The following is a 12,244-nucleotide window of genomic DNA, read 5'->3' as shown; positions in this document are numbered from 1 at the left end:
TAGCACGAGGGGGGAACACGTGTGAATTTAGTATTAATGGGGCTTCCGGGTGCCGGAAAAGGTACTCAAGCTGAAAGAATCGTCGAAAATTACGGCATCCCTCATATCTCTACTGGAGATATGTTCCGTGCAGCGATGAAAGAAGGAACAGAACTAGGTTTACAAGCGAAATCATTCATGGATAAGGGCGAACTTGTTCCTGATGAAGTAACAATCGGTATTGTTCGTGAACGATTAAGCAAGGAAGATTGTCAAAAGGGATTCCTTTTAGATGGCTTTCCTAGAACTGTACCTCAAGCAGAGGCGTTGGAAAATCTTTTAGTTGATTTAAATAAAAAAATTAACTATGTAATTAATATTAATGTCGATAAGGATTTATTAATGGAACGTTTGACAGGGCGTCGTATTTGTAAAGAATGTGGTTCTACGTATCATTTAGTTTTTAATCCTCCAAAACAAGAGGGCGTATGCGATCGTTGCGGCGGTGAGTTATACCAAAGAGCGGATGATAATGAAGAAACTGTTCAAAATCGTTTAGACGTGAATATCAAACAACAAGAACCATTATTAACTTTTTATGAAACAAAAGGTTATCTTCGCACGATTGATGGTCAGCAGGATATTAACAAGGTATTCGCTGATATCGAGCAATTACTTGGGGGCTTATAATGATCTTTTGCAAAACCCCTAGGGAAATTGAAATCATGCGCGCGGCCGGGCGGATTGTGGCCCTTACCCACCAAGAGTTACAAAAACATGTAGCTCCTGGGATTACCACAAAGGAATTAGACATGATTGCTGAAGAATTTATTCTCTCACAAGATGCATTTCCTTCGTTTAAAGGGTATAATGGTTTTCGCGGCAGCATTTGTACAAGTGTGAACGAAGAACTTGTTCATGGAATTCCTGGTAATCGTGTTCTCAATGAAGGAGACATTATTAGTATTGATATCGGTGCTAAGTATGAAGGTTATCATGGTGATTCAGCTTGGACCTATGCTGTAGGAGAGATTGATGATAATTCCCAGCATTTGCTGAAGGTAACAGAGGAATCTCTTTATCTAGGCATAAACGAAGCAAAACCGGGCGAGCGACTCTCGAACATCTCCCATGCGATTCAAACGTATGTGGAAGCAAATGGCTTTTCTATTGTACGCGAGTATGTAGGACACGGAGTAGGGCAAGACTTACATGAGGAACCTCCTATTCCACATTTTGGTCCACCAAACAATGGTCCGCGTCTTATGCCTGGAATGGTACTTGCTATTGAACCGATGGTAAATGCCGGAAGCCGATATGTGAGAACATTGACTGACAATTGGACAGTTGTAACTGTTGACGGCAGGCGTTGTGCGCATTTCGAGCATACGGTTGCGATCACTGATGCAGGATTTGAAATCTTAACCAAATTATAAATTTGTGCGGATTTCAATAGTTGTTGTCGATTCTGGTCCGTTTTTAGGTAATTTGTAATATTTACTGAGGACAGAATGCTGCTCAATATGTTAGAATTGAAAGGTTGCATGACGACATACGAGCGAATAGCTTTGCTTGCTCTACCTAGTTTGAATAAACGCAATCCTGAAAAGAGAAGGGAAACGAGATCGATGGCCAAAGATGATGTAATTGAAATTGAAGGTAAAGTCATTGAAACATTGCCAAATGCAATGTTTAAGGTAGAATTAGAAAACGGTCATACCGTGCTAGCGCATGTTTCTGGTAAAATACGAATGCATTTCATTCGGATCCTTCCGGGTGACAAAGTGACTGTTGAGCTTTCTCCATATGACTTAACACGCGGAAGAATTACTTACCGCTTTAAATAATGCTTGCACTCCGTACTACTAAGGAGGTTAGGATAATAATGAAAGTAAGACCATCTGTTAAACCGATCTGCGAAAAGTGTAAAGTTATCCGTAGACGCGGAAAAGTTATGGTTATCTGTGAAAACCCTAAACATAAACAAAAACAAGGTTAATTTTGAAGGAGGTGCGCATTTTCTATGGCACGTATTGCTGGTGTAGATATTCCACGTGAAAAACGTGTAGTTATCTCTTTAACTTACATTTATGGAATTGGTAAAAATACTGCACAAAAAGTACTAGCAGAAGCTGGTGTTTCTGAAGATACACGTGTACGTGATTTAACAGAAGACGAATTAAACAAAATCCGTGACATCATCGACAAATTAAAAGTTGAAGGTGACCTTCGCCGTGAAATTTCTCTTAACATTAAGCGTTTAATGGAAATCGGCTGCTACCGCGGATTACGTCATCGTCGTGGTTTACCAGTTCGTGGACAAAATACGAAAAACAACGCTCGTACACGCAAAGGTCCTCGTAAGACTGTAGCGAACAAGAAGAAGTAATCGGTAAAGGAGGTTAATTTAAATGGCGCGTAAAACGAATACACGTAAACGTCGTGTTAAAAAGAATATTGAAGCTGGTATCGCTCATATCCGTTCAACATTTAACAATACGATTGTAACAATTACTGATGTACATGGTAATGCAATTTCATGGTCAAGTGCAGGTGCGCTTGGATTTAGAGGTTCTCGTAAATCCACACCATTTGCTGCACAAATGGCGGCTGAAACAGCAGCTAAGACTTCCATTGAACATGGTATGAAAACTTTAGAAGTTACTGTTAAAGGACCTGGTGCAGGACGTGAAGCTGCAATCCGTGCTCTTCAAGCTGCTGGTCTAGAAGTAACTGCAATTAAAGACGTTACACCTGTTCCTCATAATGGATGCCGTCCACCAAAACGTCGTCGTGTTTAATTTTTCTGTATAGATTTTGTATCATGCGTCTATAATGGGATATGATACTAATTTTTTGCACTCTTACAGAAGATTTATTCCAGTTGTTGTGCACAAAACGGGAACTTATACATGGGGACTTTTAATTAGCAAATATGCTGATTTAGAGTTTCGACGTTTTGAAGGAGGGTTATTTGATGATCGAAATAGAAAAACCAAAAATCGAAACGATTGAGATCAACGATGATGCTAAGTATGGCAAATTCATCGTAGAGCCACTTGAGCGTGGATATGGTACCACTTTGGGTAACTCCTTACGTCGTATCCTATTATCTTCACTCCCAGGTGCCGCGGTTACATCGATTCAAATCGATGGGGTACTTCATGAGTTCTCAACAATTGAAGGCGTCGTGGAGGATGTAACATCCATCATTTTAAACATTAAAAAATTAGCTTTAAAAATCTACTCTGATGAAGAGAAGACGCTTGAGTTTGATGTACAAGGTGAGGGTCCAGTTTTAGCTGGCAATATTACTCATGATAGTGATGTTGAGGTTTTAAATCCTGAGCTTCATATTGCAACATTAGCTGCAAATGGTCATCTTCGCATGCGTTTGACTGCTAGACGTGGACGTGGATATACACCGGCTGTTCAAAACAAAAGAGAAGATCAACCGATAGGTGTTATTCCAATTGATTCTATTTTCACGCCAGTTTCTCGTGTACAATTTCAAGTAGAAAACACACGTGTTGGTCAAATGTCTAATTTCGACAAGCTCACACTTGATGTTTGGACAGATGGAAGCACTGGGCCAAAAGAAGCGATCGCTCTTGGATCCAAAATTTTGACCGAGCATTTGAATATTTTCGTTGGTTTAACTGATGAAGCTCAAAATGCTGAAATCATGATTGAAAAAGAAGAAGACCAAAAAGAAAAAGTTCTTGAAATGACTATTGAAGAACTAGATCTTTCTGTTCGTTCTTACAATTGCTTAAAGCGTGCTGGAATCAACACTGTTCAGGAATTAGCTAATAAGACTGAAGAAGATATGATGAAAGTTCGTAACTTAGGCCGTAAATCACTTGAAGAAGTGAAGGCAAAACTAGAAGAGCTTGGATTAGGCTTGCGTAAAGACGACTGATTTGTTTACCGTTATACACATGCGTTAATCCGTTTAATGACTTCAACAAAGGAGGGAACCCTTCATGGCATACAGAAAGTTAGGACGCACAAGTGCACAGCGTAAAGCTATGCTACGTGATTTAACTACAGATTTAATTATCAATGAGCGCATTGAAACAACAGAAACTCGTGCGAAAGAAATTCGTGTGACTGTTGAAAAAATGATCACTTTAGGTAAACGTGGTGATTTACACGCTCGTCGTCAAGCTGCTTCATATGTTCGTAACGAAGTTGCTGATGCTGAAAATAATACAAGTGCAATACAAAAACTTTTCGCTGATATCGCTCCACGTTATCAAGAGCGTCAAGGTGGATACACTCGTATTATGAAACTTGGACCACGCCGCGGTGACGGTGCACCAATGGTTATTATCGAGTTAGTTTAATATAGCTTTAACAGACAACAAGGGCGCTGGACAGTTTACAAACAAACTTGTTCTTTGCCCTTTTTCTGTAAATGAATTTTATATCAAGATGACCCAAGCCAAAAAAGAGTGTTATGATGAGCGTAACTCCAATTCATTGGAGAAAATCTAAAAGTTTTACTTGATTTCATCTAGCTTTTCTACGTGACTTGATTTCTTGTATCTTTTATCATCTCGCAGCTATTGGTGCGCAGATTGAAATTAATAAATACGTCTCGTCTAGCTCATGCACCTCCTCTCATTTCTTTTATAGAAATTCCTTACATCGCAGTTTAAAGCGAAACTGCATAGGGACGAGGTGCAGGCTTTTTTTTATATGTAAAAGTAATAATGAGCAGAGAATTGTTTAGCTGAGAGGAGGAATTATCTGTGAAAAACTCGATTGTATCTCTTAATGGAGTATCTTTTCAATATGACGCACAAGAACGTTATGCTTTGAACAATGTTTCTTTTGATATATATGAGGGAGAATGGCTCGCGATTGTCGGTCATAATGGGTCAGGAAAATCCACGATGGCAAAACTCCTAAATGGGCTGCAATTTCCACAAACAGGTGAGATTACAGTTTGCGGAATAAAGCTGGATGAAGAGTCAATTTGGGATATCCGTAAAAAATTAGGGATGGTCTTTCAAAACCCTGACAATCAGTTTGTTGGAACGACAGTACAGGATGATGTGGCTTTTGGTCTAGAAAATAACGGCATTCCTAGAGACGAAATGGTCACAAGGGTCGAGGATTCGTTAAAGAGAGTTAAGATGGATAAGTTTCTATATCAAGAGCCCCACCATCTATCAGGCGGACAAAAGCAACGTGTGGCAATAGCTGGTGTACTAGCTTTACGGCCATCGATCATCATACTTGATGAGGCAACTTCCATGCTGGATCCAAGAGGCCGCGAAGAGGTATTAGAGACCGTCCGATTATTAAAAGAAGAGAAATCATTGACCGTTATCTCGATTACACATGATTTAGAAGAGGCGGCTAAGGCGAATCGAATCATCGTCATGAACAAAGGGGAGGTCTTCCGGGAGGGTACACCTGAAGAGATTTTCTCTATGGATGAACAATTGGTTCAGTTAGGGTTAGATATTCCTTTTTCAGTGAAAATGACGAAAGCTTTAAGGAATGATGGAATCGATCTATCTAGGCACTATTTATCGGAAGAAGAGTTGGTGAAAGAGTTATGGACATCTCGCTCAAACATGTAGATTATCGTTATCAAGTCAATACTCCTTTTGAACGACTGGCCATTGAGGATGTGTCTATTGATATTCCTTCAGGTGTGTATATGGCGATTATTGGTCATACCGGTTCAGGGAAATCAACAGTCCTGCAGCATTTAAACGCTCTCCTTCAACCAACAAAAGGAACAGTAGTAATTGGTGAACATGAAATTAAAGCTTCGCAAAAAAATAAGAACTTAAAAAAGGTCCGGCAAAAAGTTGGCATCGTCTTTCAATTTCCTGAACACCAATTATTTGAAGAGACGGTGGAAAAAGATATTATTTTTGGGCCGTTGAATTTTGGGGTTTCTGAATCAGCAGCAAAGGAAAGGGCACGGGTTGCTTTAAAACAAGTGGGTCTAGAGGAAGATATACTAAATAAATCACCGTTTGACCTCTCTGGTGGACAAATGCGCCGCGTCGCAATTGCAGGAGTACTTGCAATGGAGCCCGATGTTATTGTCCTGGACGAGCCTACTGCGGGATTAGACCCAAGAGGCCGAAAAGAAGTTATGGATATGTTCTTTTCTCTTCATAAGGAAAGAAAGCTCTCTACCATTCTTGTTACACATAGTATGGAAGATGCTGCTAGATATGCAGACCAAATTGTGATCATGCAGCAAGGGAAGGTTGCCAATAAAGGGACACCAGAAGAGATTTTCTCCGCACCGACTGAGCTCGTTGAAATGGGACTTGATGTTCCTGAGGTCGTTCGGTTTCAACTGAAGCTTGAGGAGAAACTTGGCATGAAATTTGAGAAAATCTTTCTAACCATTGATGAGTTGTCAGCTGCTGTTACTAAGGTATTAAGTAGAGGTGTTCACTCATGATGGAAAAAATGATTTTTGGGCGCTATGTCCCGGCAGATTCTATTATTCATAAAATGGACCCTCGTTCAAAATTAATGATCATCTTTCTATTTGTTTGTGTTATTTTTTTAGCAAACAATGTCGTAACCTATGCACTTATTGGAATTTATACTTTTTTAATGCTTGGATTGTCGCAGGTCCCTGTACGCTTTTTATATAGCGGTCTTAAACCAGTCATCTGGCTCGTTCTTTTTACCTTAGTGCTGCAACTTTTTTTTACGAAAGAAGGTACCCTTTTATTTGAACTAGGTCCAGTAAAAATTTACGAGGAAGGGGTCAGACAGGGGATTTTTATTTCCTTGCGATTCTTTTTCTTAATTTTAATGACGTCGTTGTTGACGTTAACCACCACCCCTATTGAGATTACCGATGGCCTTGAAACGCTGTTACATCCTTTAAATAAGGTCCGCTTCCCTGTCCACGAAATGGCATTAATGATGTCTATTTCCTTAAGGTTCATTCCTACACTTATGCAGGAAACGGATAAAATAATGAAGGCGCAAATAGCCCGTGGCGTTGAGTTTGCTAGCGGCCCTTTTAAGGAACGCATTAAAGCCGTCATTCCACTGCTTATCCCATTGTTTGTCAGTTCCTTTAAACGAGCGGAGGAATTAGCAATCGCTATGGAGGCTAGAGGATATCAAGGCGGGGAAGGAAGAACAAAATACCGGGAATTATCCTGGAAAATAACTGATTCCTTACAGATGGGGATATTAGTCCTTCTATCGATCCTACTATTTTTATTACGTTCATAATGGAGCGAAACCATGGCAAGGTATAAATGTATTATTTCCTATGACGGGTCGGGCTTTTCCGGCTATCAGGTCCAACCAAATAAGCGAACCGTACAGTCTGTATTAGAAGCTGTTTTATCAAAAATGCATAAGGGTGATACGGTGAAAGTCGTCGGCTCAGGTCGAACGGATGCCGGTGTCCACGCAAAAGGACAAGTTATTCATTTTGATTCACCACTACTGATTCCAGTTGACAAGTGGGAGAAAGCATTGAATTCCATGCTGCCTGAAGATATTTCCGTTCTAAAGGTTGTTACTGTCACCGAGTCCTTTCATGCTCGCTTCGACGCGAAAGGGAAGGAATATCGCTATGTTCTTCATTTATCTCAAAAAAGAGATCCCTTTCAGCGGAAATTTGCTTATCAATATCCATACCGTTTAAATTTCCAGGCGATGGAGGAGGCAAGTAAACTTTTCCTTGGTACACATGACTTTACTAGTTTTTGTGCGGCAAAGACGGAAGTAGTTGATAAAGTTCGAACGATTGAATCGATTGACTTTACACGTAAGGATGAGTTACTGACGATCCGTTTTGTTGGAAATGGCTTTTTGTATAATATGGTTCGTATTTTAGTTGGAACTTTATTAGAGGTGGGATCAGGTGAACGCAGTCCTGAAGATATTCCGATTATATTAGCCCATAAAGACCGGAGGCTATCGGGAAAGACAGCTCCAGGTCATGGTTTATATCTTTGGGAAGTCTTTTATGAATAAAATGAGCTAAACAACTTCACCTGGTGTAACATTTTCTTGACATATTGACCCGCAGGTTTTATTATATTAGATGTGCGTGTTTTTAATCCCACGATAAAGCCCCGGAAAGTCTTCATCGTGATTGAAAATATATGAATACAAACTTAACCGCACAAGGGTATTAGATGTTCATTCCCGGAACAGAATCGGACTCTAATTACTTTAAAAGTGCGAAAACAATAATCTTTTATGGATTTAAATTAGGAGGGAAACTCATGCGTACAACGTTTATGGCAAATGCCAACACTATCGAGCGTAAATGGTACGTAATTGATGCTGAGGGCAAAACTCTTGGACGTCTTGCTTCTGAAGTAGCATCAATTTTACGTGGTAAAAACAAACCAACTTTTACACCACATGTTGACACTGGTGATAATGTAATTATTCTTAATGCTTCAAAAGTAGAACTTACTGGAAAGAAATTAACTGACAAGATTTACTACCGTCACACAATGCATCCAGGTGGTTTAAAAACAAGAACTGCTCTAGAAATGCGTACTAACTATGCTGAGAAAATGATCGAGCTTGCTGTTAAAGGTATGCTTCCAAAGAATTCTCTTGGCCGTCAAATGTTTAAAAAATTACATGTATATGCTGGCAGCGAACATCCGCACCAAGCACAACAACCTGAAGTTTACGAACTTCGCGGTTAATAAAGAGGGAGGGAATTAACTTGGCACAAGTTCAATATATCGGTACAGGTCGCCGTAAAAGTTCTGTTGCACGTGTACGTTTAGTACCAGGCACAGGTAAAATTATTGTAAATAGTCGTGGAATTGAAGATTATATCCCATTTGAAGCATTACGTGTTGTTGTAAGACAACCATTAGTAGCTACTGAAACAGTTGGAAGCTATGATGTTCTTGTAAACGTAAGCGGCGGTGGATACACTGGTCAAGCTGGCGCAATCCGCCACGGTATTGCTCGCGCATTACTTCAAGCTGACCCTGAATTCCGTCCAACATTAAAGCGTGCTGGATTATTAACTCGTGATGCACGTATGAAAGAGCGTAAAAAATACGGTCTTAAAGGTGCTCGTCGTGCGCCTCAGTTCTCAAAACGTTAATCTTTTGCGAACATACAAAGACTCTCAACCATTTGGTTGGGGGTCTTTTTTTACAAATAAAAACCCCAGGCTTGGCCTAGGGATCTAAAAGTATCTTTTTTTTGGCTATTTTTTAATTTGGAAGTTAATTGTCCACTGTCCCTTTTGATTTAGAATTGCATCTGTACTAAGTGCCGCATTTGAAGTGGCAGGTATATATTGCGGCATGTTCACCTTGACCGCACCTTGATATTTCTGGCTGCTTATTTTTTTATGTTCGGCATCAATCCCTTGAAGACTATTATTCGCAATGGAAATTTCTAGGTTTTCTAACAGCCCTTTCCCGTCTTCAACCATCAAATTATCTGTTGTAGATTCTACGGTATAATACAGAATCATCTCTTGACCGTAGTTTGTGATCGCATAGTTAGTAATCGTAAGTTTGATCCCGCCATTTTCCGCGGTACCGACCGTTTTTTCCGGTGCAGCCAACGCGCTTTGGGAAGAAGTCCATGCTCCCCCAACGAGAAAGCAAAGTAATAAGACAAACCCACCCAACCGATTCGTCATTTTTGAGAAAACCTTCATTCAATCACCATCCTGAGATTCTTTAAATTCATTTCAAATATAGAATGTCTCCATATTTGGTAAATATTCCTCTCCCACCATTGTTAAAAATCATTTTGTGATTTTAATATTTTTTTGCATAATTAAGGAATCTTTTACTCAATATAGAAAAAAGAGTGAGGACCAATAAAGTAGGGTTCTCCCCGGATGGGAAAATTCAGAGGCAACCAAAAATAGAGGCAATCACTCTGGACTTATAAGCATAAGGAGGGTCTTTTTTTGAATCGTTATTTAAAAGCGATAATCGTAGCTTTATTGGCGGTAGTATTAATTGTTGGCTGTCAGCAGAAACCTGCAAAAAAGGAGAATACTGCCAATAAACAAACCACCAGTTCTGAAAAAGATAAAGGTTTTCCACTTTGGGGGTATGACTTACAACAAACTCGGCATGTCCCTTATAACAAGATTACAAAAGACAATGTGAAGGATTTAGGTATTGTCTGGCAGGCAGATTTGGCAAATTGGGATAAGAAGATTCCTAATGCCTCGGAGGATTTCCCGGTAGTGAAAGATGGTGTCATGTATGTCACGACATCAATGAACCGAGTGTTTGCTATTGATGCCTCAAATGGGAAGAAAATTTGGCAATGGACGCCGCCAAAAGATGTACTTGACCATCTTGACCATGCGGATCTAAGCCTTTTAGAGGTTGTTGCCAGCCGGGGTGTAGCAGTTGCGGAAGGAAATTTGTTTGTCCTTATTGCGGATAATCGCTTAGCCAAACTTAACGCGAAAGACGGAAAATTGATTAAAATGATCAACCTTTGGGATACAATACCAGGAGACAAGCTTGAAAACCGATATTATGAAACAATGGCTCCGATGTACTATAAAGGAACCGTCTATGTGGGAAGCAGCGGCGGTGATAATGGCATTCGCGGCTTTGTGATGGCCTATAAAGCAAGTGACTTGACGCCAGCCTGGGATGAACCCTTCTGGACAGTCCCTGAGAAGGGGGAAGGTTGGGTGAAGGGCAAATATACAGGGGGCGGAGCGGTCTGGGGAGAGATTGCTTTTGACCCGGACACTGACGTGATGTTTTTTGGCACGGGTAATCCCGCTCCTGACTTTTTTAAGAAAATCCGCCCAGGTAAAAACCCTTATACAGACTCGGTCGTTGCTCTTGAAAGTAAAACAGGCAAATTGATTTGGGCAAATTCGGAAATGGATGAGGAGGACGAATGGGATTATGATGCGGCCTCGACTCCGATGATTCTCAATGCTACGGTCAACAACAAAAAGCAAAAAATCGTCGTACACGGCGGAAAGAACGGGAAATGGTTTGCGTGGGATGCCAAATCAGGGGATACCATTTATAATGGCGTTCCATTCGTCAAAATCCAGCACACGTCACTGCCGACGGATCCAAATAAACCGGCGATGCAATGGCCGGGAGCAGAAGGCGGACAAAACTATGCTCCGGAAACCTATGATCCTAAAACCAATTATGTATTGATTCCTGGTATTAATAAGCCATCTTTAGAGGTTGCAGCGAAAGATGAAAATGAACTCGAGCAAAAAAAAGGTTTATTCCCAGGAACTGCGATAACGTTGGGGCCAAAAGGTGAAGACATATCCGGTACTATCACCGCCATTGATGTGAATACTGGCAAGCGTGCCTATCAGAATAAGACTAAACAACCAATGCGCGGAGGTTTTACAAGTACGACTACAGGACTTGCTTTTTACGGCGAATTGGATGGAACGGTAAATGCCCTTGATATTAAAACTGGAAAAGTTTTATGGAACATGAAAAGCGGCGGGGCTCAGATTATGATGGCACCGACGATTTATATGGATGGTGGTAAACAATACGTTACTTTTGTTACTGGAACAAAGGTTGTAACCTACGGACTGGGGGGGAATAAATCGGTAACTCCTGCAAAAGATCCGGGGGGCGCCGATCCAGAAGGCTCAGGGAAAACTGATAACGCCAATCATGGCAGCCACGGGAATAAAGAAAAAGATAAGAAGCAGCCGGCTGATATGAATGCTGAAGTAATTTACAAAAACAGCTGTATGTCCTGTCATGGTGGAAATCTAGAAGGAGGGGCAGGCCCTGACCTAAGACATGTTGGTGTATCCATGTCTGAAGAGGAGATATTGAATCAAATCATTAACGGAGGCGGACGTATGCCTGGAGGTCTTGTTGATAAGGATCAGGCCGAAATATTGGCAAAATGGCTGTCTCAAAAGAAGTAATTTAATAGAACCAAGACAACCTGAGTTTACGGACTCAGGTTGTTTTTTGGGGTCAAGGAGTGTTTGCATCCAAGCTTGTCCTTTTTTGCAGCATTTTGCAAAACACGGGCTTACTTTTGGACAACTTCAAGTTGAAATTCAAGTTATTTTGGTGTTTCCGCCGACATAAGATAGTTTTGAAAGGTAAAATCAGACACTCCTTTAAAAAATAATCATTATTGAAAGTGTCATGAAAGGGGGAGTTCACATGTGGATAAAGCCTGAGTACGAAATAATCAACACTTCTAGCGAGGTGACGATGTATTCCTACATCGGCAAGTAGCGCAGACTGCTTGCCTCTTGTTCATGATTTTAACCAAAACA

The 12,244-nt window shown here is 40.6% G+C and carries 17 protein-coding genes; 16 read left to right on the top strand and 1 reads right to left on the bottom strand.

What is annotated here, in order from left to right; translation table 11 throughout:
• The first annotated feature begins 21 nt into the window (after nt 1-21).
• The 14 genes from QF028_RS27195 to rpsI all read left to right on the top strand — a co-directional run bounded on the left by QF028_RS27195 (nt 22) and on the right by rpsI (nt 9,073).
• Nucleotides 22-669 carry an adenylate kinase gene (locus QF028_RS27195; RefSeq protein ID WP_215000138.1) on the top strand — a complete coding sequence of 216 codons (648 nt, stop codon included), beginning with the start codon at nt 22-24 and terminating at the stop codon, nt 667-669.
• A complete protein-coding gene (gene map, locus QF028_RS27190; RefSeq protein WP_429470525.1) occupies nt 669-1,415 on the top strand; it encodes a type I methionyl aminopeptidase in 747 nt (248 codons plus the stop codon). Before QF028_RS27195 ends, map begins: the two co-directional genes overlap by 1 nt.
• Nucleotides 1,416-1,607: 192 nt before the next feature.
• Complete coding sequence (gene infA / locus QF028_RS27185) at nt 1,608-1,826, top strand: translation initiation factor IF-1 (protein ID WP_007085268.1); 219 nt, start codon at nt 1,608-1,610, stop codon at nt 1,824-1,826.
• A 38-nt stretch (nt 1,827-1,864) separates the two neighbouring features.
• Nucleotides 1,865-1,978 (top strand): 50S ribosomal protein L36, encoded by a 114-nt coding sequence (gene rpmJ, locus QF028_RS27180; RefSeq protein ID WP_000868344.1) that lies wholly within the window; start codon nt 1,865-1,867, stop codon nt 1,976-1,978.
• A 24-nt stretch (nt 1,979-2,002) separates the two neighbouring features.
• On the top strand, nt 2,003-2,368 hold the full coding sequence (gene rpsM / locus QF028_RS27175; protein WP_026565543.1) for a 30S ribosomal protein S13: 366 nt from the start codon (nt 2,003-2,005) through the stop codon (nt 2,366-2,368).
• A 22-nt stretch (nt 2,369-2,390) separates the two neighbouring features.
• Nucleotides 2,391-2,780 carry a 30S ribosomal protein S11 gene (rpsK, locus tag QF028_RS27170; RefSeq protein WP_075689916.1) on the top strand — a complete coding sequence of 130 codons (390 nt, stop codon included), beginning with the start codon at nt 2,391-2,393 and terminating at the stop codon, nt 2,778-2,780.
• A gap of 176 nt (nt 2,781-2,956) precedes the next feature.
• Nucleotides 2,957-3,901, top strand: a complete 945-nt coding sequence (locus tag QF028_RS27165; RefSeq protein WP_088085002.1) for a DNA-directed RNA polymerase subunit alpha — start codon at nt 2,957-2,959, stop codon at nt 3,899-3,901.
• 64 nt (nt 3,902-3,965) lie between these two features.
• A complete protein-coding gene (gene rplQ, locus QF028_RS27160) occupies nt 3,966-4,328 on the top strand; it encodes a 50S ribosomal protein L17 (protein WP_168241513.1) in 363 nt (120 codons plus the stop codon).
• Nucleotides 4,329-4,736: 408 nt separating this feature from the next.
• Nucleotides 4,737-5,576, top strand: a complete 840-nt coding sequence (locus tag QF028_RS27155) for an energy-coupling factor ABC transporter ATP-binding protein (protein WP_429470520.1) — start codon at nt 4,737-4,739, stop codon at nt 5,574-5,576.
• Nucleotides 5,552-6,421: an energy-coupling factor ABC transporter ATP-binding protein gene (locus QF028_RS27150; protein WP_429470518.1), complete on the top strand. Its 870-nt coding sequence runs from the start codon at nt 5,552-5,554 to the stop codon at nt 6,419-6,421. Before QF028_RS27155 ends, QF028_RS27150 begins: the two co-directional genes overlap by 25 nt.
• Nucleotides 6,418-7,215, top strand: a complete 798-nt coding sequence (locus tag QF028_RS27145; protein WP_429470516.1) for an energy-coupling factor transporter transmembrane component T family protein — start codon at nt 6,418-6,420, stop codon at nt 7,213-7,215. Before QF028_RS27150 ends, QF028_RS27145 begins: the two co-directional genes overlap by 4 nt.
• A 12-nt stretch (nt 7,216-7,227) precedes the next feature.
• A complete protein-coding gene (truA, locus tag QF028_RS27140) occupies nt 7,228-7,968 on the top strand; it encodes a tRNA pseudouridine(38-40) synthase TruA (RefSeq protein ID WP_429470514.1) in 741 nt (246 codons plus the stop codon).
• A gap of 254 nt (nt 7,969-8,222) precedes the next feature.
• On the top strand, nt 8,223-8,660 hold the full coding sequence (rplM, locus tag QF028_RS27135; protein WP_088085008.1) for a 50S ribosomal protein L13: 438 nt from the start codon (nt 8,223-8,225) through the stop codon (nt 8,658-8,660).
• 20 nt (nt 8,661-8,680) lie between these two features.
• Nucleotides 8,681-9,073 carry a 30S ribosomal protein S9 gene (rpsI, locus tag QF028_RS27130; protein WP_215000111.1) on the top strand — a complete coding sequence of 131 codons (393 nt, stop codon included), beginning with the start codon at nt 8,681-8,683 and terminating at the stop codon, nt 9,071-9,073.
• Nucleotides 9,074-9,178: 105 nt separating this feature from the next.
• Here rpsI and QF028_RS27125 read toward each other — a convergent pair whose 3' ends face one another.
• A complete protein-coding gene (locus QF028_RS27125) occupies nt 9,179-9,640 on the bottom strand; it encodes a hypothetical protein (protein ID WP_429470512.1) in 462 nt (153 codons plus the stop codon).
• A 258-nt stretch (nt 9,641-9,898) separates the two neighbouring features.
• On the opposite strand from QF028_RS27125, the gene QF028_RS27120 reads away from it, so the two are divergent.
• Nucleotides 9,899-11,881: a PQQ-binding-like beta-propeller repeat protein gene (locus QF028_RS27120; protein WP_429470510.1), complete on the top strand. Its 1,983-nt coding sequence runs from the start codon at nt 9,899-9,901 to the stop codon at nt 11,879-11,881.
• 229 nt (nt 11,882-12,110) lie between these two features.
• Nucleotides 12,111-12,203 carry a pyrroloquinoline quinone precursor peptide PqqA gene (gene pqqA, locus QF028_RS27115; RefSeq protein ID WP_429470508.1) on the top strand — a complete coding sequence of 31 codons (93 nt, stop codon included), beginning with the start codon at nt 12,111-12,113 and terminating at the stop codon, nt 12,201-12,203.
• The last annotated feature ends 41 nt before the right edge of the window (nt 12,204-12,244 follow it).

The sequence above is a fragment of the Neobacillus sp. B4I6 genome, from assembly GCF_050434045.1.
Classification (GTDB): domain Bacteria; phylum Bacillota; class Bacilli; order Bacillales; family Cytobacillaceae; genus Neobacillus.
Note: the sequence above shows the minus strand (reverse complement) of the source record. Positions and strands in the feature narration are given on the sequence as shown.